This is a genomic window from Streptomyces sp. NRRL WC-3618 (assembly GCF_001280005.1).
Taxonomy (GTDB): Bacteria; Actinomycetota; Actinomycetes; order Streptomycetales; family Streptomycetaceae; genus Streptomyces.
The window spans coordinates 17088-37838 of the sequence record NZ_LGDW01000461.1 but is presented as its reverse complement, the minus strand read 5'-3'; the positions used below and the strand labels follow the sequence as shown (position 1 = coordinate 37838).

Below are 20751 nucleotides of genomic sequence, written 5' to 3'. Positions count from 1 at the left end.
CGCGAGAAGGTATTGACTAGTTCTATTCAGGAAGTCAGGATGTGAATATCTACTGCAATAGTCCGCTGGGAGGCAGACCATGTCAGGACCCCGCCCCGTACGAGCCCCGCGCGGTACGGAACTGAGTGCCCTGGGATGGCAGCAAGAGGCTGCCCTGCGGATGCTGCAGAACAACCTGGACCCCGAGGTCGCCGAACACCCCGACAAGCTCGTCGTCTACGGCGGCACCGGCAAGGCGGCGCGTGACTGGCGCTCCTACGACGCCATGATCCGCACCCTGCGCACCCTCAAGCAGGACGAGACGATGCTCGTCCAGTCGGGCCGCCCCGTCGGTGTCATGCAGACCCACGAGTGGGCCCCGCGCGTACTCATCGCCAATTCCAACCTGGTCGGCGACTGGGCCAACTGGGAGGAGTTCCGCCGCCTGGAGGCCCTCGGCCTGACCATGTACGGGCAGATGACGGCCGGGTCGTGGATCTACATCGGCACCCAGGGCATCCTGCAGGGCACCTACGAGACGTTCGCCGCCGTCGCCGCCAAGAGGTTCGGCGGCACCCTCGCCGGGACGATCACCCTCACCGCGGGCCTCGGCGGGATGGGCGGCGCCCAGCCGCTCGCCGTGACGATGAACGACGGCGTCGCGATCTGTATCGACGTCGACCCGCGCGCCATCGAGCGCCGCATCGACCACCGGTACCTCGACGTGAAGGCCGACTCCCTGGAGCACGCCCTCCAGCTCGCCGTCGAGGCGCGTGACGCCCGCCGTCCGCTCTCCATCGGCCTGCTGGGCAACGCGGCCGAGCTGCTCCCCCGCATGCTCGCCGAGAGCGCCCCCATCGACATCGTCACCGACCAGACCTCGGCCCACGACCCGCTGTCCTACCTGCCGGTCGGCGTCGACTTCGACGACCTCGCGACCTACGCGGCGAAGGACCCAGCCGGCTTCACGACCCGGGCGCGCGAGTCGATGGCACGGCACGTGGAGGCGATGGTCGGCTTCATGGACGCCGGTGCCGAGGTCTTCGACTACGGCAACTCGATCCGGGGCGAGGCCCAACTCGCCGGATATGAGCGGGCGTTCGCCTTCCCCGGCTTCGTGCCCGCGTACATCCGCCCCCTCTTCTGCGAGGGCAAGGGCCCCTTCCGCTGGGCGGCCCTGTCGGGCGAGGCGTCCGACATCGCCAAGACCGACAAGGCGATGCTGGAGCTGTTCCCGGAGAACGAGTCGCTGCACCGCTGGATCAAGATGGCCGGGGAGCGCGTCCACTTCCAGGGGCTGCCGGCCCGGATCTGCTGGCTCGGCTACGGCGAGCGGGACAAGGCGGGCGAGCGCTTCAACGACATGGTGGCGAGCGGAGAGCTGGCCGCGCCGCTGGTCATCGGCCGCGACCACCTGGACAGCGGGTCCGTCGCCTCCCCCTACCGGGAGACAGAGGCCATGCTCGACGGCTCCGACGCGATCGCCGACTGGCCGCTGCTGAACGCGATGGTCAACGTGGCGTCCGGGGCGTCGTGGGTCTCCATCCACCACGGAGGCGGTGTCGGCATGGGGCGGTCCATCCACGCCGGGCAGGTGTCGGTGGCCGACGGCACGAAGCTGGCGGGCGAGAAGATCCGCCGGGTGCTGACCAATGACCCCGGGATGGGTGTCATCCGGCACGTGGACGCGGGGTACGACATCGCGGAGACAGTCGCGGACGAGCGGGGCGTGCGGGTGCCTATGCGTGAGGGTGGCGACGACGCGTGAGGGGTCTTTCTGGCGGGCGGGACGGCGACGCTTCGGTGGGGGCGGATGGTTCGTCTCCGGCTGCGGGTTCGGCTGTGCCCGCCCTCCCCCACTCTCAACTCCGTTCGAGCGGGGGGACCCCCATCGCCCTGCGGAACGACTGCCCACAGCCTGGTGGGCCGGGCGGCTCGCAGGTCGGCGGGCCGACCGGTGGGTCCTTTCAGGAGATGTGGCGGGAGCTTGCGCCCATTGGGCGGCATTCTGAGTCTCGCGGGTATCGGCGGTTCGCCTGGACCGGGGTTGATCTTGAGTGTCGGGCCTGGTTCAAGGAGCAGGCCGAGAGGCGGGGGCTCGTCTACGAAGTTGACCGGAACGGGAATCAGTGGGCCTGGCTCGGGGATTCCGGTGCCGGGGACGCCGTTGTCACCGGGTCGCATCTTGACTCCGTGCCCGATGGCGGGGCTTTCGACGGGCCCCTCGGTGTCGTCTCCTCCTTTGCCGCCCTCGACGAACTCCGGGGCCGGGGTGTGCGGTTCACCAAGCCGCTGGCCATCGTCAACTTCGGGGACGAGGAAGGCGCCCGGTTCGGGCTGGCCTGTGTCGGGTCGCGGCTCACCGCCGGTGCCGTCACCGTCGAGCAGGCCCGGCTGCTGACCGACGCCGACGGCGTCACCCTGCCGCGGGCCATGGAAGCCGCCGGGTACGACCCGGACGCCATCGGGCCGGACCCCGAGCGGCTCGCCCGCATCGGTGCCTTCGTCGAGCTGCACGTCGAGCAGGGGCGGGCACTCGACCTGAGCGGCGACCGCGTCGGCATCGCCAGTGCCATCTGGCCGCACGGCCGGTGGCGGTTCGACTTCCGGGGCGAGGCCAACCACGCCGGCACAACACGGCTCGTCGACCGGCGTGACCCCATGCTGTCGTACGCCGAGACGGTCCTCGCCGCCCGGCGCGAGGCGCAGCTCGCCGGTGCTGTCGCCACCTTCGGGAAGATCAGCGTCGAGCCCAACGGGGTCAACGCCATCCCCTCCCTCGTACGCGGCTGGCTCGACTCCCGCGCCGCCGACCAGCACGCCCTTGACACCGTCGTCTCCGGCGTGGAGAAGGCGGCCCGCGAGTACGCCGAGGCGCACGGCGTCGATCTCGATGTCGTCCGGGAGTCGTTCACCCCCGTCGTCGAGTTCGACCACGCCCTGCGCGACGAACTCGCCCGACTGCTGGGCCGGGACGAACAGGACGCCGCTCTCACCGTCCCCGTCCTCGGCACCGGTGCCGGACACGACGCCGGGATTCTCTCCGGGAGCATCCCGACCGCCATGCTGTTCGTGCGCAACCCCACGGGCGTCTCGCACTCCCCGGCGGAATACGCCGCCGAGGACGACTGCGTGGCCGGGGTGACCGCACTCGCCGACGTACTGGAAGGGCTGGCCTGCACGTGACGCACCCTCATCAGCAGTCGCATCAGCAATCGCGTCAGCAGTCGCATGCGGAGCGCACTTACTGGCTGGAGCACGCCTGGCTCGACACCAACGTCGAGCCGGGCGTCGCCCTGGACGTCAAGGACGGCCGTATTGCCGCCGTCCGGACCGGGATCGACGCCCCGCCCCCCGGCGCCGAGATCCTGCGCGGGCTCACCCTGCCTGGCCTCGCCAACGCCCACAGCCACGCCTTCCACCGCGCCCTGCGTGGCACCGTCCAGGTCGGCTCCGGGACTTTCTGGACCTGGCGGGAGGTCATGTACTCCTTCGCCGACAAACTGACCCCGGACAGCTACCACGCCCTCGCCCGCGCTGTGTACGCCGAGATGGCCCTCGCCGGTGTCACCGCGGTCGGCGAGTTCCACTACGTCCACCACACCCCGGACGGCACCCCCTACGCCGATCCGAACGCGATGGGCGAGGCCCTCGTAGAGGCCGCCGCCGACGCCGGGATCCGCGTCACCCTCCTCGACACCGCCTACCTCTCCGCAGGCTTCGGCCAGGCCCCCAACCGTCACCAGCTCCGCTTCTCCGACGGCACGGCGGACGCCTGGGCGGAACGCTGTTCAGTTCTCAAGGACCGGGATCACGCGCGGATCGGCGCCGCCATCCACTCCGTACGGGCCGTGCCCGCCGACCAGCTGGCGACCGTGGCCCGCTGGGCCGAGGAACGGCGCGCCCCCCTCCATGTGCACCTGTCCGAGCAGACGGCGGAGAACGACGCCTGCCTCGCCGCCCACGGACGCACCCCCACCCGTCTCCTCGCCGACCACGGGGTCCTCGGCCCCCGCACCACCGGCGTCCACAGCACCCATCTCACCGACGACGACATCGCGCTCCTCGGCGGCAGCGGCACCGGCACCTGTATGTGCCCCACCACCGAACGCGACCTCGCCGACGGCATCGGCCCCGCCGTCGCCCTCCAGCGCGCGGGCTCACCGCTCTCGCTCGGCTCCGACAGCCACGCCGTCATCGACCTGCTCGAAGAGGCGCGCGCCATGGAGCTGAACGAGCGGCTGCGCACCCGCACCCGGGGTCACTGGACCGCGGCGGCCCTGCTGCGGGCAGCCTCCGCCGACGGCCACGCGGCCCTCGGCTGGGACGACGCCGGCACCCTTGAGGCGGGTGCGCTCGCCGACTTCACGACGATCGCGCTCGACTCGGTCAGAACTGCGGGGCCGGTGCCTCGACTGGGAGCGGAGACCGCGGTATTCGGAGCGTCGGCAGCGGATGTGCGTCATACGGTCGTGGGCGGCCGGCACGTCGTGCGCGACGGGGCGCACACCCTCGTACCCGATGTGCCGCAGGCGATTGCGGCCGCTGTCGAAGCCCTGCGCGGCTGACCCCCGTACGCACCCCGGCCCGCAGGCCGCCCGCCACCCACGAGGACGCCATGAACAGCACCAGCACGCCGAGCAGTCCGAGCAGCCCGAACCGGACGAACAGCGCTATCGGCAGCACGACCGACACCACCACCGGCACGACGACTGTCATCACGAACATCGGCAGCCTGGTCACCAACGACCCCTCTCTAGGCGACGGATCCCCCCTGGGACTGGTCCTGGACGCGGCCGTCGTCATAGAGGGCGACCGCGTCGTCTGGACCGGTGAATCAAGCAAAGCACCCACCACTGACAATCGGGTCGACGCCGGTGGCCGGGCCGTCCTGCCGGGCTTCGTCGACTCCCACTCCCACCTCGTCTTCGCGGGCGACCGCACCCAGGAGTTCAACGCCCGCATGTCCGGGCGCGGCTACACGGCCGGGGGCATCCGCACGACCGTCGCCGCCACCCGCGCCGCCACGGACGAGGAACTGGAGGCGAATCTCACCCGCTACCTCCGCGAGGCACTCCACCAGGGCACGACGACCTTCGAGACCAAGTCGGGGTACGGCCTGACCGTCGAGGACGAGGCCCGCGCCCTGCGTATCGCCGCTGCCCACACCGACGAGGTCACCTACCTCGGCGCCCACATCGTGTCCCCGGACTACGCCGACGATCCGGCCGCCTATGTCGCCCTGGTCACCGGCGAGATGCTCGACGCCTGTGCCCCGTACGCCCGTTGGGTCGACGTCTTCTGCGAGAAGGGCGCCTTCGACGGCGACCAGGCGCGCGCGATCCTCACGGCGGGGAAGGCGAAGGGGCTGCATCCGCGCGTCCACGCCAACCAGCTCTCGTACGGCCCCGGCGTACAGCTGGCCGTCGAGCTCGACGCCGCCAGCGCCGACCACTGCACGCACCTCACCGACGCCGACGTGGACGCCCTCGCGAACAGCCGTACGGTCGCGACCCTGCTGCCCGGCGCCGAGTTCTCCACCCGCGCCCAGTGGCCGGACGCCCGCCGGCTTCTCGACGCGGGCGTCACGGTCGCGCTCTCCACGGACTGCAACCCGGGGTCCTCCTTCACCTCCTCCGTGCCCTTCTGTGTCGCCCTGGCGGTACGGGACATGGGCATGACCCCGGACGAGGCGGTCTGGTCGGCCACGGCCGGGGGCGCGCGAGCGCTGCGCCGCACCGACGTCGGCCGCCTCACGCCCGGGGCGTACGCCGACCTGACGCTCCTGGACGCGCCGAGCCACGTACACCTGGCCTACCGGCCGGGCGTTCCGCTGGTCAGCGGGGTGTGGCGGCGGGGCGTGCGGGTCGTCTGAACCGGCGGCCGACGTCTCAGGCGGCGCCCGCCCGCCACCGTTGCCCCGATCCGCCCGTCAGCGGTTCGAGGCTCAGGCCGCCGTCGACGTCCGGAGTGAGACCCGTCGCGATGGCGATCGCCGGGCGGATCACACCGTCGGAGTCCACGGTGAAGCGCAGGTTGTCGCCGTTGTCGTCGTCGTTCACCGACGCGCACTCCCAGATGCCGACCCCCCTGTCCACATCACCCCGGCTGTCCAGGCACAGGTCGCTGTCGGCGACCGAGCGCAGCAGCGCCAAGCCGGCGTCGACACGCCAGCGTTGGGTGGCGGAGGAGGCGGAGCAGGGCGCCGTCACGACGTCCGTGCCCCTCTCCAGCACACCGCCCCGGATGTCCAGGCAGCGTCCCGAGGCGACGTTCACCACCTGGGCGGCCGAGGCTCCCGGCGCCCGGAACACGGGCGGGGGCGGGGGCGTGGGTTTCGGTTTGGGCTGGGGTTTGGCCGTGCGGGTCGGCTTCGGAGCCGGGGGTCGAGTGGTCGGCGGCCGTGACGTCGGCGACGGGGAAGGGAACGGGGACGGGGAAGGTGACGGGGACTCGGCTGCCGTCGGTGACGAAGGGGCCGTCCCCTTGGAGCGGCTCGGGGCAGAGGTGGCCGGGCGGGAGCCAGCCGGGGAGCGCTGACCCGGTGCGCCGTCGCCCGGCGACAGCAGCACGATCAGCAGCGGGACGAGCGTCACGCCCAGCACCGCCGAGGCCAGCACGAACCGCCGACGCGACGCCCGCGGCGGTGTCCCCGGCGGTTCCTCCGGCCAACTGGCCTTCAGAGTGTGGGCGTTGGCACGGGCGATCGTCGGCGCGTCCCGCACGTACGCCGGGCCGCTCCACGGCAGCAGGCCGTCCCCCAGTGCCGTGCGCGGGCCGTCGCGCAGGGCGGAGAGCTCCTGGTAGGCCACCGAGCAGTGCGGGCAGATGACCATGTGGGAGTTCAGGTCCGTGCTGTGGCGGGGGTTGACGGGGCGCACCGACTGCTCGATCAGTCGGCGGAAGTCCTGGCAGCGCGGGTCGTGGGAGGCGACCAGCCGAGACCACAGACAGGCCTGGGCCAGGGCCTGGAGTGCCGAGTCCAGTTCGTGCGCCACGTCTTCGCGCGTCAGGCCGAGGAGAGTGGCGGTCCGGTCCTCGGACTCGCGCTCCACGATGCCGTACCAGATGAGGCCCTGCGCGCGGGACGGCAGCGACTGGAACGGGCCCAGCAAGGGCGGGGCCGGTATCCGGCCGACTCCGCTCCCCGCCATGAGTGTGTTCAGGACGAGGAGCAGGCTCGGGTCGAGGCCCGCCGCACGTTCGTCCGCCGCCCAGCCGGCCGCCAGGTCGGCCGTCAGCAGCAGGAGTTGGTGGCGCCACGGGACGCTCGGCTCGGCGCCGTGAGCCGCGTCACGGGCCGCCGCCGTGAACACCTCGGCCGCCAACTGCTCTGCCGTGGCGTCGCTCGTCGCGCACAGGCGGGCGTAGGCGAGGACGGACGCCTGGTGGCGGGCCCGGAGTTCGCGCAACGCCGGATACGCGGTGGGGGAGTTGGTGCGCAGTAACTCGGTGAGGTGTGCGTCGGGCGCGTCGGTGCAGGCCCCGTACATCTCGCTGTCGTCGTACACGCCGCTGTTGTCGTACACCCCGCTGTGGTCGGTGCCCTGGGACATCGGTCCGCCTCCTCACACCCCCGGCCCGTCCCCGTTCTGACGTACCGGCCAGTGTGAGGGCGGTGTCGGTGACGCAGGGGGCCTTTGGGAAAAGAGAGGGGAGGGGTTTCCGTAGGTAACCGGAAACCCCTCCCGGACGGACGCCGTTGCCGGACGCCTCAGCCGTCACCTCTCGGGCGTCAGCCCTCGACCATCAGGCCCTTGCGCAGTCGCTGCAGGGTTCGCGACAGCAGTCGTGACACATGCATCTGCGAGATGCCCAGCTCCTCGCCGATCTCCGACTGGGTCAGGTTGGCGACGAACCGCAGGGCGAGGATCTGCCGGTCCCGGGGCGCGAGTTCGGCGATCAGTGGCTTCAACGACTCGATGTACTCGATGCCTTCGATGCCGTGGTCCTCGTACCCGATGCGGTCCGCGAGCGCGCCCTCGGAGTCGTCCTCCTCGGGCTGGGCGTCAAGTGAGCTGGCGGTGTAGGCGTTCGAGGCCGCCATGCCCTCCACGACCTCGTCCTTGGAGAGGTCGAGACGTTCGGCCAGCTCGCCCACGGTGGGGGCGCGGTCGAGCTGCTGGGCCAGTTCGTCGCCCGCTCGGGCCAGGTCGAGCCGGAGCTCCTGGAGCCGGCGCGGTACCCGGACGGACCACGACGTGTCGCGGAAGAAGCGTTTGATCTCGCCGACGATGGTTGGCATGGCGAAGGTCGGGAACTCGACGCCACGGCTCAGTTCGAAGCGGTCGATCGCCTTGATCAGGCCGATGGTGCCGACCTGGATGATGTCCTCCATGGGTTCGCTGCGCGAACGGAAGCGGGAGGCGGCGAACTTGACCAGCGCGAGGTTGAGCTCGACGAGGGTGTTGCGGACGTAAGCGTGCTCGTGCGTGCCTTCTTCGAGTGACTCGAGGCGCGCGAAGAGGGTCTTCGACAGGGCCCGGGCGTCGACCGCCCCCACCTCGTCGTACGGCGGGATCTCGGGGAGCCCTTCCAAGGGGTCTGGAACGCGGGGGCCCGGGACATGCTGGTGCAGCGGGGAGTCCGTGTGTTCCGGAGGGGGTGTCGACGGCGCCGTCTGGGTATGCGATGCGTCGAGCCGGGGTGACATGGGGTCCTCCATGGTTCTCGGCATGAGGCTGCCGAAGCCGGGGTGTGCGTGCGGTGTGCGGCGCCTCCAATGCCGGCCGTGTCGGGTGCGTAGATCGGGCCGGCTCGCTGACGGGAACTGGCTCCCTACTAGCCCTACCCGTTCTCACGAGCCCGCCGCAAGTGCGTTCACCTCCGTTATGTCCATATATGGGTGTTAGTTCAGGTGTCGGAGAGTGTGAGGAAGGCGTAGTGTTCGTGGACGTCAGTTGGGTGCCTGCGGGTGCCGGAAATTGCAGCCACGACCTCGGGAGAGAGACGGCATGGATCGCGGGACGGTCGGCAGCGCACAGTCGGGCCGGCTTCTGGTCGAGGTGCGGAACGAGGGCAACAGCGCCGTCGTGACGCCGGCGGGTGAGCTGGATCACCACACCGCCGACCTGTTGCGTGAACCGCTCGAGGCCTGCCTCGCGAAGGGGCTCGCGCGGCTGGTCATCGACTGCACGCGCCTGGAGTTCTGTGACTCCACCGGCCTCAACGTGCTGCTCGGTGCCCGGCTGAAGGCGGAAGCGGCGGGCGGCGGGGTGCATCTCGCCGGAATGCAGCCGGTGGTCGCGCGGGTGTTCGAGATCACGGGTGCGGACGCCGTTTTCACCGTGCACGACTCCCTCGCGGACGCCTTGGCCGACGACCCGCCCAAAGCCGCTGGGTCCGCAGGGTCTCCTGAATCGTCCTAGTTTTCCCGGCCGAGTCTCCTCGGTCGGCCGACCGGGCTGTTGAGCGCGCTCTTTTTGGGGGTGTTGTGTCGGTTCCGCCGGGCAGGAGACATCCTGTAATACGCACACAAGGACGTGCGTGGGGAGCAGTGTTGAATGACGACCGTGTACGTGAACTGGTGAATCGGTGAGGTGAAGCGCTGATGAGCACCACCCGACCCGACTCGCCGGGCTCCCCGGAGTCCGCCGAGTCCAGCGGCGCTTCCGGGGGTCGGCAGACCCGCAGCCTGAGTTTCGACGGCGAGAGCGGCGTCGTTCCGCTCGCCCGCGACTTCGCCCGGCAGGCGCTGTACGCCTGGGGCTGGCTGCCCGCCGACACCGCCGACCAGCGGGCGGCCGCCGAGGATGTACTGCTCGTCGTCTCCGAACTCGTCACCAACGCCTGCCTGCACGCCGAGGGCCCGGACGAGATGTGGATCACCTGCGACAACAAGGTGATCCGCGTCGAGGTCTCGGACCGGGGTACGGGCCAGCCCGCCCCGCGCACTCCGCACCGGGCCGGGCGCCCCGGCGGCCACGGCATGTTCATCGTGCAGCGGCTGTGCCTGGACTGGGGCGTCGTACGGATCCCCGGCGTCGCGGGCAAGAGGGTGTGGGCGGAGCTGGGCGCTCCGGCGTAGCGGTTCCCTCCGTCGTGGCGCGGAACCACCGCCGGTATCCCGGCGGGATCGCGCCGATCCGGTGTGTGCTGTGTCTTCCAACTGCTGGTCCTCGGGCGTACCTTGACGGCCGATCCGCGATCTGATGTGCCGTCAGAAATGCCGCCCAGGACCGTCAGGAATGGGGGACGACGATGTCGTACCACCGGACATGCCGCCGAACGCACCCGAAGCGAAGCGCCGCGCTGGCCTCCGTCGCGGCCCTGGCCGGATCGGCGGTGCTGATGGCGGCCCCCGCGGCCCGGGCCGCGATCGTGGACGTCAACTACCGGTGCGACACGCCGATCGGCGTCAAGAGCGCCCTCTCGTCCATCGACATCAAGGCGGTGGAGAGCGGCGGCTCCTACCAGGTCACCATGTCCTGGCAGAAGGGTGTCTCGTCCAGCCCGGTGGAGTTGGGCAAGGGCGCGATGAGCCCGAGCGCCACGATCAAAGTAGGCGGCGCGGACAGCGGCACGATCAATGTCAGCGGGCCCGCGAACGAGGCCGCGCTCCCCGCCAACACCCCCATAAAGATCAATGACTTGAGCGGTACGTACAAGCCGTCCAAGAACGGCAAGGTCACCTTCACCGCCGGTGTACTGACGATCAAGGCCGCCGGTACGACCACCACGTGCACGCCCACCAACAACCCGAAGCCGTCCCTGACGCTCGACGTCACGGGCGCCCCGGGCGGCGGTGACACCGGCGGCAGCGGCGGCAAGGATCCCGCCCCCGACCTTCCGCGGACCGGCCCCGAGGACTCCGTGATCGCGCTGGGCACGCTCGGCGGCACGGTGCTGCTCGCGGGCGCGGCGGGCGCGCTGTGGCTGACGCGAAGGAACCAGCCGGGAGGCCGGCCGGGGGCGCTACGACGGCAGCCGACGGCCCGCCGCTGAGGACCGTACGAGCCCGGTACGAGACCCGTACGACATCCGGGAGCCGCCGATGCGCGCACTCAGCCCCAGCCCCTGCCTTTGCCCCAGCCCCTGCCTTCTCAGCCTCGCCGGCCTGGTCGCGCTACCGGCCACGGCGGACGAGGGCTGGTCCGTCGCGCCCCTGGGCACCGGCAGGCCGTACTTCTCCGCGGCGGGCACCCCGGGGACGGTTGTCCAGGACACGCTGCCCGTCCGCAAACCGACGACCCGGCACCTCAACGTGCGCGTGACCGACAGCAGTTGGCTCACCCGGGCCGCCCCAGGGATCGACGCCCCCGCCCGCACCCGCGCCGACCTGCCCTGCACGGTACGTGTCCCCGACGGCACGCCTCCCGGCGCCCGCACCGCCACGATCAGCGCCCGCGCCTCGGGCCGCACCGGGACGGTACGCGTCCGGGGCGGGGGACCCCGGCTGCCGGCGCTGACCGCCGAGCACGTGACGGTACGCGGTGACCGCATCGCGTACGAGCTGGTCAACCGCGGAACCACCGGCCTGGCCCCGACGCTCGCCGTCCACGCTCTGACGGTCCCGGCGGCGGACGGGACGGTACGTGACGAGGCGGGCGCGTCGGTGCGGTTCCTGCCGTGGGGCGGGGTGGTGCTGTGGGCGGGCGGGGCCCTCGGGGGCGTACGACGGCTGAGGCGCCGTACGCGCGATGAACCGCCGTGCGAGCGCGCGGAACTGGCGACGGAGACGGGCAGGCTGACGGGGGCGATGACGTGATGCGGCGGATTCCTGCACTGGTCGTGGCGCTGGTGATCGCCCTCCTGACGCTGCCCGTCGGGGCGGTGGCGGCGGCCGGTGCGCCGACCGTCAAGGTGTCCGCGTCCGAGGCGGGGACCGGCGGTTCGGTCGTCGTGACGGGGGCCGGATGGCAGCCGAAGGTGCTGCTGATGATGCTGATCTGCGGCAGGGCCGAGCCGTCCCGGGGAGTGATCGGCGGCACCAACTCCTGTGCCAACGCGGATGCGAGAGCCGTCACCACGGACACGAACGGTGGCTTCAGCAAGAGCCTGCCGGTGGTCGGCCCGCCGGTGCCGTGTCCCTGTGTGGTGCATGTGGCGACGGTGACGGGAGCCTCGCAGGCGGCCGCCGATGCGGTGTTCATGGTGGCGGGCCACGCGGTCGAGCCCCTGCCCAGGCAGGTCGGGGCGGGCCGTCTCTCGGTCCTCACGGACCCGCGGCTCCACGGTTCGAGCGGGGTGCTGACCTGGTTCGGGGCGCCGCCCACACGGACCCTCGCGATCACCGTCGGGAACCTCGGGTTGGCCACCGTCAAGGACCCCGTGTTCCAGATCGGCACCGCCCACGGGGTGTTCGCCCCGCAGTGGGAGGAGCAGCAGTGGCGCGGCTCGATCCGGCCGGGCGCGAAGGCACGCGTCGACCTGCCGGTCGCCCTGGCGGGCGGCGCGCACGGCGACTACACGGTCTCGGTCAGGTACGGCGGCAAGGTGCTCGTGGAGCAGCCGTGGGGCGTGGGCCGGCCGTGGGGCGTGACCCTGTTCTGGGTGCTGGCCGGGATCGTCGTACCGGCGGCGGTGTTCCGCGTCGGCATGGCGGTGGTGGACCGGACACGGCCCCGCGGACCGGGCGCCCAGCCGTCGGGGGCGCCTCGTGGCAGGGCGCTGCGGATACCCGAACTGACGCTGCGCATGCCCAGGTTCGGCGCCCGGGAGAACCGCGACCAGCCCCCGCCGGCGACCGCTTCCGCGACCCTGCCGTGGTTCACCCCGGACGCCGCCCCGGGCACGACCACGACCGCGACCACGACCACGGTCACCGTCACGGATGCCGATCCGGATCCGGATCCGGGACCCCCGGATACGGGCGCGGGCACTCCGGCGACCAACACGACGAAGACGAAGGGGAACACGTGAGAACGCAACGGAGACGGAGCGGGAGTGCGGCAGGGGCCCTGTTGCTGATCGGCGGAGCGGGCGGTGTCCTGCTGGGTCTGGCCGCGGCGGGGCCCGCCCAGGCGGCCGAGGTGTCGTACGCGACCAAGTGCGTGCCCCCGGCGGCCTCCGGCCTGGAGCCTGTCAACGGCACGACCAAGGTACAGATCAGCGCGCCCGCGACGGCGAAAGTGGGTGACGAGGTGGACGTGGTCTGGAAGTTCACGCAGGCCGCGTCGAAGAACCCTGACCTGATCGACCTGCCGCCCAACTCGGTTCAGCCGAGCGGGGTGTTGAAGGCGGGCGGTGCGCAGAGCGCCGACATCGCGATGGTGGGCCCGCGCCAGAACCCGGCGATCCCCAAGGGCGGGGCGATGGTCCTGTCGGACATGAAGGGCAAGGTGAAACTGACGGCGGCGGGAGACGTGACGCTCACGCCGGACGCGTACACGATCAACGCCTTCGGGACGGACACGAAGTGCGCGCCGACGGAGCCGGTCCAGGCGTCGGTGACGATCAAGGTGACGGCGGGCGGCGGCGGTTCGCAGACACCGACACCCACCCCGACGGCGACGGACACCCCGCCCCCGAGCCCCACGCCCACCCCGACGGACACCGCGCGCCCGACACCGACACCGACACCGACGGCCACGCCGAGCGACGACGGCCGAACGGACTTCCAGGGCAAGGAGGTCCGAATCCCGTACAAGTGCCAGACGCCCCTCGGCGAGAAGCACGTGACCAACCCCATCCGGATCGACGCCAAGAAGAACGGCGGTAGTTACGACCTCACTGTCCACACCAGGGGCTCGGTGATGAACAGCCCCGCCGACCTCCCGGCGAACTCGGTGAAGCCGTCCATGGAGGTCGTCGTCGGCGGCGCCGACAAGGGCACCGTCCATGTCGAGGGCCCGGCCAACACGGCGCCCATCAAGACCGGCGACGCGATGACGATCTCCGACATGAAGGGCACCTACAAGCCGGGCGCGACCGGTGAATCGACCCTGTCACCAGGCGTGTTGACGGTGTCGGCCCTCGGTACGACGACCACCTGCACGCCGTCCCCGACCGCGGTCTCCCTGACCCTGAACACGGAGGAACAGGCGAGCGGAGCGTCGGGCGGCGGCTCGTCGACCACCACCTCCGGCGGTACGTCGACCGGCGGCGGCCTCGCGAACACCGGCGCCGAGAACGACGGCGCCCTCAAGGCGCTGGGGCTGGTGGCCGGAACGGTGATCCTGGCGGGCGTGGCGGTGTTCACGTTCATGCCGGGGCGCCGGCGCATGCGCTGACGCGCCGACGTGCCGAACGACGGCATCGGGACCCCGCTCCGGAACGTTTCCCCCGAGCGGGGTCCCGCGGTGTCCTTCGCCCCTCACGTGCTGCGGTGGGCGTCCAGCAGATGGGCCCTCAGCCGTACGTTCGCGTCGCTGACAGCGCTGTAGTCGAAGGCGGCCTGCGCGGCGCCGCGGTGGGCGGCGAGTTCCCCACAGGCCGCGCAGCCGTCCGTGGGCGTGGGCGGACGGTAATCCTCGGCGGCGCGGGAGAGCCGGACCGGCCGGCGCGCCGTCACGACGCACACCCCCGTCCGTGTCCTTCGTGCTCCCTCAACTCCCGCTCACAGTCGCCGGCTTCGTCCGTACGGCCGGCCGCCCGCGCCGCGTCCCGCTGGACGGCCAGCGCCTCGCACACATCACAGGGCGGCGCCTCCGCCCGGGCGGGGGCCGTCGTCACGACGACCACCGTGAGAGCGCCGCCTCCAGCGTGCGCAGAACCTCGGGGGTCGGCGCCGCCCAAGCGCCGGACGGGTTCCACGAGGGGGTGCGGGCGGCGCGGGCGGTGAGGGTGGTGAGGGTGGGGTTGCGACGGGGGAGGCGGGGGAGGGCGGTCGTCGTCATGGGGTCACTCCTCGGGTGGAGGTTCCGGCGAATGCCTGTGCTGCGTGCGGTCGCCGAATTACTGTGCGTGTTCAGGTACCGACGAGCATGCCGGGTCAGTGGGGCGGAAACGTCGTGGACAGGGCCGTATGCCCACGTTCGGCGGGGCTTATTTCCCCTACGTCCTCCAGCAACCCACAGTTACCGCAAGAGGGGAACGAGATGTCGCGACGACGCACCGTGACGAGCCTCAGCCAGCAGCCGCGTGCCCGGTTCGCCGAGGAGCTGAAGGCGCTGCGGGAGGCGAACGGGGACAGCCTGCGGCAGCTGGGCGAGCGGGTGGGCTGGGACTTCTCGCTGTTCGGCAAGATGGAGAACGGCCACACGCTGGGCAGCGCCGAGGTGGTGCAGGCACTCGACCAGTACTTCGGTACGGGCAAGCTCCTGGTGACGTTGTGGGAACTGGCGCTGGCGGACAAGAGCGAGTTCAAGGAGCAGTACCGCGCGTACATGGAGTTCGAGGCGGAGGCGCTCAGCCTGTGGCACTTCGGTCTGAGCAGCGTCCCCGGTGTGCTGCAGACGCGGGGGTACGCGACCGAGGTGCTCGCGGCGGGCGGCAACCGGGGCGACGCGCTGACCCGGCAGGTCGAGGCGCGCGTCAACCGCGGGGTGCTGCTGGTGGCCGAGGACGCGCCGCGGTTCCGCACGATCCTGTACGAGGCGGTGCTGCGGCTGATGCTGCGTGACCGGGCGGCCTGGGTGGAGCAGATGGAGCACCTCGTGGCCATGTCCGAGCGTCCGAACGTGACGGTCCAGGTACTGCCGTTCAGCGCGGGGCCGTTCGGTCTGATGAGCGGCACCGTGATGTTCCTGCAGCTCGCGGAGAGTCGCGTCGTGGCCTACACGGAGAACGACCTGCACGGCGAAGTCATCGAGGACGGAGGCCAGATCGAGCGTCTGCAGGCTGCCTACGATGCGATGCGCGACCGGGCGCTGTCCCCCGCCGAGTCGCGGAAGTTCATCGAGGAGTTGCTGGAGGGAGCGCGATGCGATCCATAGACGCGATGCGATCCATGGACCTGAGCGCGGTCACGTGGCGCAAGAGCAGCTACAGCAACACCGATGGCGGCGAGTGCGTAGAGGTCTGCGCCCACATCCGGGCGCCCGCCGTTCCCGTCCGCGACTCCAAGACCCCGAACGCCCCCGCCCTCGTCCTGCGGGCCGCCGCCTGGTCCTCCTTCGTCACCGCCGTCCGCCGAGACGAACTCCCGGCCTGCTGACGGACGTACGAGCAGCGACGTGGCCCTAGGGGGTGGCCGCGCGCCCCGTCGAGCCGGGGTGAGCCCGACGGACCGCTCGACCGGCGTACGGCAGACGTCAGTTGACGCTTCCCATCAGGGCCTTCACCTTGCCCCGGTACGCCCACACCGCCGCACCCGCGACCGTCGCGAGCACCGCTTCCAGGGCCACCACGCCCATCCGGTCGAGGTTGACGCCCGCGACGGAGAGCAGCCCCGTCGTCGCGTCGCCCGCCGTGACCGCCAGGAACCAGACGCCCATCATCTGGGAGGCGTACTTCGCCGGGGCCATCTTGGTCGTGACCGACAGTCCGACCGGCGAGAGGGTCAGTTCGCCGACCGTCTGGACGAAGTAGATCGCCACGATCCACATCGCCGCCGCCTTGTGACCGTCCCCGGCGATCGACAGCGGAGCCAGGAAGAGGAAGAACGAGACGCCGATCAGGACCAGGCCCGACGCGAACTTCACGATCGTGGTCGGTTCCTTGCCGCGCCGGTTCAGCGCCAGCCAGAACCAGGCGAAGACCGGGGCCAGCGCCATGATCAGCACCGGGTTCACCGACTGGTACCAGGAGACCGGGAACTCCCAGCCGAGGACGGTGTTCTCGGCGTTCTGGTCGGCGAAGATCGACAGGGTCGTGGCGCCCTGGTCGTAGATCATCCAGAAGACGGCCGCGGCGACGAAGAACCAGATGTACGCCGACATCGACGACTGCTCGGACGCGCTGAGGTCGTTGTCGCGCTTGATCCGCGTCAACACGACCACCGGGACGATCAGGCCGAGCAGGATCAGCGGAACCATCACCCAGTTGAGCGTGTAGTGGCCCGAGAACCCGACGAGCGCGTAGAAGACGGCCGCTACAGCCGCCCAGATCGCCGCCTTGCGCAGCGTCGCGGACTTCTCCGCGGCCGACAGCGGCGTCGGGACGACGCTGGAGCGCGCGTCCAGGTGCCGGCTGCCCAGCAGGAACTGGGCGAGGCCGAGCGCCATGCCGAGCGCGGCGAGGGCGAAGCCGAGGTGCCAGTTGACCTTCTCGCCGATCGTGCCGATCACCAGCGGCGCGGCGAACGCGCCGAGGTTGATGCCCATGTAGAAGACGGTGAAGCCGCCGTCGCGGCGCGGGTCGTCGGGGCCGTGGTACAGGTGGCCGACCATGGTGGAGATGTTGGCCTTCAGCAGGCCCGAGCCGATCGCCACGAGACCGAGGCCCGCGTAGAAGGTGCCCGCCGTCGGCAGGGCCAGCGTCAGATGGCCGAGCATGATGATGCCGCCGGCCACGGCGACGGTCCTGCGCGGACCCCAGACGCGGTCGCCGAACCAGCCGCCCGGCAGGGCGAGCAGGTACACGAGCGAGACGTACACGGAACCGATCGCGGTCGCGGCCGTCGCGCTGAGGTGCAGGCCGCTCGGCGCGATCAGGTACAGCGGGAGCAGGGCCCGCATGCCGTAGTAGGAGAACCTCTCCCACATCTCGGTCATGAAAAGAGTGGCCAGTCCACGGGGGTGGCCGAAGAAGGACCGCGGGGAACCGGGGGGGCCCGGTGTCAGGGATTCCTTCGTCAGGCTGGACGCCATGAGTCGTTCCTTGGTGGTCGGGAAGCACAAAAAAGACCTTCGGCAGAAAATTCGCCAAAGGTCCCCGGGTGCCGTTAAGAGCGTCCTTTCACCATACGACAGGTAACAGTCGCAAATGGAAGGACTTGAGACGTGAATCACAGGTCACGGGCAATTTTAAGGCACTCGTTCAAAGGTAAGAGGGGGGATCTCGTCGCAAAGGCACAGGTTTCGGTGGCAGCGAACGGCGACTGCCATCCGCACCGTCCCGAGTGCCCTCGTCCTGGCGTCCCAGGGTAAGAATCAAGAACGCCTGGTCACACCACAGGCGGTGTCCGGGGCGGTTTACCATCAGGTCATGACTCGTGTACTGCTCGCCGAGGACGACGCGTCCATCTCGGAGCCGCTGGCCCGCGCACTGCGCAGGGAAGGTTACGAGGTCGAGGTGCGCGAGGACGGACCGACCGCGCTCGACGCAGGTATCCAGGGCGGTATCGACCTGGTCGTGCTCGACCTCGGACTGCCCGGCATGGACGGCCTCGAAGTGGCCCGCCGGCTGCGCGCCGAGGGCCTGACCGTGCCGATCCTCATCCTGACCGCGCGCGCCGACGAGGTGGACACCGTCGTCGGCCTCGACGCGGGCGCCGACGACTACGTCACCAAGCCCTTCCGGCTCGCCGAACTGCTCGCCCGGGTCCGGGCCCTGCTCCGGCGCGGCGCCGCCGAACCGCAGCAGCCGCCCGCCACGCACGGCGTGCGCATCGACGTCGAGTCGCACCGGGCGTGGATGGGCGACGAGGAACTCCAGCTCACGGCGAAGGAGTTCGACCTGCTGCGGGTGCTGGTGCGGGACGCGGGGCGGGTGGTGACCCGCGACCAGCTGATGCGGGAGGTCTGGGACACGACGTGGTGGTCGTCGACCAAGACGCTCGACATGCACATTTCGTGGCTGCGGAAGAAGTTGGGTGATGACGCGGCCAACCCTCGGTACATCGCGACTGTCCGGGGTGTCGGTTTTCGGTTCGAGAAGAGTTAGTCGACTACGCGCGTAACCCTCCGGGGGTTGTACGGGGTGTTCGGCGTCCCGGCCGGTGGGGGCTGGTCGCGCAGTTCCCCGCGCCCCTGGAAGCGCCCCTGACGGGGCTGTCTCCAGGGCGCGTGTCGTTTTCATCCCATCGCCCGGAGGGGCCGTGCGTCGTCGTCTTATTCAGTCCACCCTTGCCGTGGTGCTCGTGGTGATCGCCGTGTTCGGTGTGTCGCTCGTCATCGTCGAGACGCGGACGATCAGCAGCAGCGCCCAGGAACGGGTGGACTCCGAGGCGGTGCGGCTGGCCAGCATCGTGGACAGTCGCATCCTCGGCGACGAGCAGATCAACCCCAAGGTCCTCGGCGGCCTCGTCACCGGCGACCGGTACGCCGTCGTGCGCATCCCCGGCCGGGCGCCGATCGAGGTCGGGGAGCAGCCCGTCGGTGAGGTCATCTCCGCCGAGGAGGACGGCGAGGAGGGCGAGACCGTCCGGGTCGAGGAACCCCGCTCCTCCGTGACCCGCGAGGTCGGCCGCACCCTGCTGATCATCGGCGCCGTCGCGCTGCTCGCCGTCATCGCCGCCGTCCTGCTCGCCGTACGGCAGGCGAACCGCCTCGCCTCGCCGCTCACCGACCTCGCCGAGACCGCCGAACGCCTCGGCTCGGGCGACCCGCGCCCCCGGCACAAGCGGTACGGCGTCCCGGAGCTCGACCGGGTCGCGGACGTGCTGGACGGCTCGGCGGAACGTATCGCCCGGATGCTCACCGCCGAACGCCGGCTGGCCGCCGACGCCTCCCACCAACTGCGTACGCCGCTCACCGCCCTGTCCATGCGTCTCGAGGAGATCACCCTCACCGACGACCCGGACACGGTGAAGGAGGAGGCCACGATCGCGCTCACGCAGGTCGAACGGCTCACGGACGTCGTCGAGCGGCTCCTCACCAACGCGCGCGACCCGCGTACCGGCTCCGCCGTCTCCTTCGACCTCGACGAGGTCATCCAGCAGCAGCTCGCCGAGTGGCGCCCCGCCTACCGCAGCGAGGGCCGGGCCATCGTCAGCTCCGGCAAGCGGCATCTGCAGGCCGTCGGCACCCCGGGCGCGGTCGCCCAGGTGCTGGCCGCCCTGATCGAGAACTCCCTCATGCACGGCGGCGGCACGGTCGCGCTGCGCACCCGTGTCATCGGCAACCAGGCCGTGATCGAGGTCACGGACGAGGGCCCCGGCGTCCCGGCCGACCTCGGTGCCCGGATCTTCGAGCGGGCGATCAGCGGCCGCAACTCCACGGGTATCGGCCTCGCCGTCGCCCGCGACCTGGCGGAGGCCGACGCGGGCCGGCTGGAGCTGCTCCAGCAGCAGCCGCCGGTCTTCGGCCTGTTCCTGTCCCGAAACCCGCTGAAGAAGCCGCAGGGCGACGAGGAGCCGACGGTTCGGTAGAGAGCGGTGGCGGTCAGCCGACGCGCTGGTGCTGTGTCCGGCGCTCGGGAAGCGTCCGGCCCTCCGGAGCGGACGCCGCGTCCGCCTCTTCGAGGAACGATTCGGCACTGGCGACCGCCTCGCGCGCCGGAAGCGTACGGAACACCCAGGTGCGGTACGACCAGAAGCGGAACAGGGTCGCGACGCCGATCCCGACGAACTTGAAGACGTTGCTCTGCAGCGGGCTGTCCAGGCCGAAGCCGTACGTCGCCGCGTACAGCACGCCGTTCTCGATCACCAGTCCGACCGCGCTGAACAGCAGGAACAGCGACAGTTCCTTCGTACGGCCGCTCTTGTCGCGGTCCCGGTACGTGAAGTAGCGGAAGCCGATGTAGTTCGAGCAGATCGCGACGACCGTGGCGGTCACACTGGCGCGGACGACCGGGAGGTCGGTCGTGTGGCGCACCAGGTTGAACACGAGCAGATTGACGATCAGCCCCGCGGTGCCCACCGCCCCGAACTTCGCCACCTCCGCGGCGAACTGGTCGAATCGCCGGCGCACGGCACTCCGGGGCGGCGTATGAAGCCCGTCGGAACCACCTTTGGAACCATGTTCCATGGTCTGTCGGCCCCTGTCTGTGGGATCGCGATGTCGGATTTCGTCAACCCAGCCATGCTAACCACCCCCTCCCGGGCTTGCCTGTGCGCATCGAGTCACAGGC

The 20751-nt window shown here is 70.8% G+C and carries 21 protein-coding genes; 14 read left to right on the top strand and 7 right to left on the bottom strand.

Annotated elements, in window-relative coordinates; all coding sequences use genetic code 11:
- Positions 1-79 precede the first annotated feature (79 nt).
- The 4 genes from hutU (at position 80) to hutI (ending at position 5854) form a co-directional block, all read left to right on the top strand.
- Positions 80-1747: a urocanate hydratase gene (gene hutU / locus ADL01_RS33140; protein ID WP_053745736.1), complete on the top strand. Its 1668-nt coding sequence runs from the start codon at positions 80-82 to the stop codon at positions 1745-1747.
- Between the two features lie 206 nt (positions 1748-1953).
- Entirely contained in the window at positions 1954-3165 is a 1212-nt protein-coding gene (locus tag ADL01_RS33135) for an allantoate amidohydrolase (protein ID WP_107091061.1), read from the top strand.
- Positions 3162-4547 carry a formimidoylglutamate deiminase gene (locus ADL01_RS33130; protein ID WP_053745735.1) on the top strand — a complete coding sequence of 462 codons (1386 nt, stop codon included), beginning with the start codon at positions 3162-3164 and terminating at the stop codon, positions 4545-4547. The genes ADL01_RS33135 and ADL01_RS33130 overlap by 4 nt, the downstream gene beginning before the upstream one ends.
- A gap of 50 nt (positions 4548-4597) precedes the next feature.
- On the top strand, positions 4598-5854 hold the full coding sequence (gene hutI / locus ADL01_RS33125; protein ID WP_053745734.1) for an imidazolonepropionase: 1257 nt from the start codon (positions 4598-4600) through the stop codon (positions 5852-5854).
- Positions 5855-5870: 16 nt separating this feature from the next.
- Here the strand turns inward: hutI and ADL01_RS33120 are convergent, their stop codons facing one another.
- Positions 5871-7535 (bottom strand): ricin-type beta-trefoil lectin domain protein, encoded by a 1665-nt coding sequence (locus tag ADL01_RS33120; protein ID WP_420719760.1) that lies wholly within the window; start codon positions 7533-7535, stop codon positions 5871-5873.
- A gap of 179 nt (positions 7536-7714) precedes the next feature.
- The gene (locus ADL01_RS33115; protein ID WP_053745733.1) at positions 7715-8632 is read right to left on the bottom strand and encodes an RNA polymerase sigma factor SigF; all 918 of its coding nucleotides are present in this window, start codon (positions 8630-8632) and stop codon (positions 7715-7717) included.
- Between the two features lie 301 nt (positions 8633-8933).
- Here ADL01_RS33115 and ADL01_RS33110 point away from each other — a divergent pair, with 301 nt between their 5' ends.
- From ADL01_RS33110 to ADL01_RS33085, 6 genes are all read left to right on the top strand, one after another.
- Complete coding sequence (locus ADL01_RS33110) at positions 8934-9347, top strand: STAS domain-containing protein (protein ID WP_053745732.1); 414 nt, start codon at positions 8934-8936, stop codon at positions 9345-9347.
- A gap of 182 nt (positions 9348-9529) precedes the next feature.
- Entirely contained in the window at positions 9530-10006 is a 477-nt protein-coding gene (locus tag ADL01_RS33105; protein ID WP_053745731.1) for an ATP-binding protein, read from the top strand.
- A gap of 173 nt (positions 10007-10179) precedes the next feature.
- Positions 10180-10923 (top strand): LPXTG cell wall anchor domain-containing protein, encoded by a 744-nt coding sequence (locus ADL01_RS33100; protein WP_053745730.1) that lies wholly within the window; start codon positions 10180-10182, stop codon positions 10921-10923.
- A 49-nt stretch (positions 10924-10972) separates the two neighbouring features.
- The gene (locus ADL01_RS33095; protein WP_053745729.1) at positions 10973-11686 is read left to right on the top strand and encodes a hypothetical protein; all 714 of its coding nucleotides are present in this window, start codon (positions 10973-10975) and stop codon (positions 11684-11686) included.
- Positions 11686-12840 carry a hypothetical protein gene (locus ADL01_RS33090; protein ID WP_078960896.1) on the top strand — a complete coding sequence of 385 codons (1155 nt, stop codon included), beginning with the start codon at positions 11686-11688 and terminating at the stop codon, positions 12838-12840. Before ADL01_RS33095 ends, ADL01_RS33090 begins: the two co-directional genes overlap by 1 nt.
- Entirely contained in the window at positions 12837-14150 is a 1314-nt protein-coding gene (locus ADL01_RS33085) for a hypothetical protein (protein ID WP_078960895.1), read from the top strand. Before ADL01_RS33090 ends, ADL01_RS33085 begins: the two co-directional genes overlap by 4 nt.
- Before the next feature lie 83 nt (positions 14151-14233).
- Here ADL01_RS33085 and ADL01_RS33080 read toward each other — a convergent pair whose 3' ends face one another.
- Genes ADL01_RS33080 through ADL01_RS44985 form a run of 3 tightly spaced genes read right to left on the bottom strand, consistent with a single transcriptional unit; the run spans position 14234 to position 14756 of the window.
- Positions 14234-14431 (bottom strand): hypothetical protein, encoded by a 198-nt coding sequence (locus ADL01_RS33080; RefSeq protein ID WP_053745753.1) that lies wholly within the window; start codon positions 14429-14431, stop codon positions 14234-14236.
- Positions 14428-14592, bottom strand: coding sequence for a hypothetical protein (locus tag ADL01_RS44990; RefSeq protein ID WP_159049709.1), 165 nt, complete (start codon positions 14590-14592; stop codon positions 14428-14430). Before ADL01_RS44990 ends, ADL01_RS33080 begins: the two co-directional genes overlap by 4 nt.
- Positions 14589-14756: a hypothetical protein gene (locus tag ADL01_RS44985; RefSeq protein ID WP_159049708.1), complete on the bottom strand. Its 168-nt coding sequence runs from the start codon at positions 14754-14756 to the stop codon at positions 14589-14591. Before ADL01_RS44985 ends, ADL01_RS44990 begins: the two co-directional genes overlap by 4 nt.
- A gap of 201 nt (positions 14757-14957) precedes the next feature.
- Here ADL01_RS44985 and ADL01_RS33075 point away from each other — a divergent pair, with 201 nt between their 5' ends.
- Positions 14958-15794 carry a helix-turn-helix domain-containing protein gene (locus ADL01_RS33075; protein WP_053745728.1) on the top strand — a complete coding sequence of 279 codons (837 nt, stop codon included), beginning with the start codon at positions 14958-14960 and terminating at the stop codon, positions 15792-15794.
- A 5-nt stretch (positions 15795-15799) separates the two neighbouring features.
- Positions 15800-16015 (top strand): DUF397 domain-containing protein, encoded by a 216-nt coding sequence (locus ADL01_RS33070; protein ID WP_053745727.1) that lies wholly within the window; start codon positions 15800-15802, stop codon positions 16013-16015.
- Between the two features lie 97 nt (positions 16016-16112).
- On the opposite strand, the gene ADL01_RS33065 is transcribed toward ADL01_RS33070, so the two are convergent.
- Positions 16113-17609 carry an oligopeptide:H+ symporter gene (locus tag ADL01_RS33065; RefSeq protein ID WP_053745726.1) on the bottom strand — a complete coding sequence of 499 codons (1497 nt, stop codon included), beginning with the start codon at positions 17607-17609 and terminating at the stop codon, positions 16113-16115.
- 337 nt (positions 17610-17946) lie between these two features.
- Between ADL01_RS33065 and ADL01_RS33060 the strand changes: the two genes are divergently transcribed.
- Both ADL01_RS33060 and ADL01_RS33055 read left to right on the top strand, forming a co-directional pair.
- Positions 17947-18624, top strand: a complete 678-nt coding sequence (locus ADL01_RS33060; protein WP_053745752.1) for a response regulator transcription factor — start codon at positions 17947-17949, stop codon at positions 18622-18624.
- A 154-nt stretch (positions 18625-18778) separates the two neighbouring features.
- Complete coding sequence (locus ADL01_RS33055) at positions 18779-20050, top strand: ATP-binding protein (protein WP_053745725.1); 1272 nt, start codon at positions 18779-18781, stop codon at positions 20048-20050.
- 13 nt (positions 20051-20063) lie between these two features.
- Here the strand turns inward: ADL01_RS33055 and ADL01_RS33050 are convergent, their stop codons facing one another.
- Positions 20064-20648 (bottom strand): GtrA family protein, encoded by a 585-nt coding sequence (locus ADL01_RS33050; protein ID WP_053745724.1) that lies wholly within the window; start codon positions 20646-20648, stop codon positions 20064-20066.
- Positions 20649-20751: the final 103 nt, after the last annotated feature.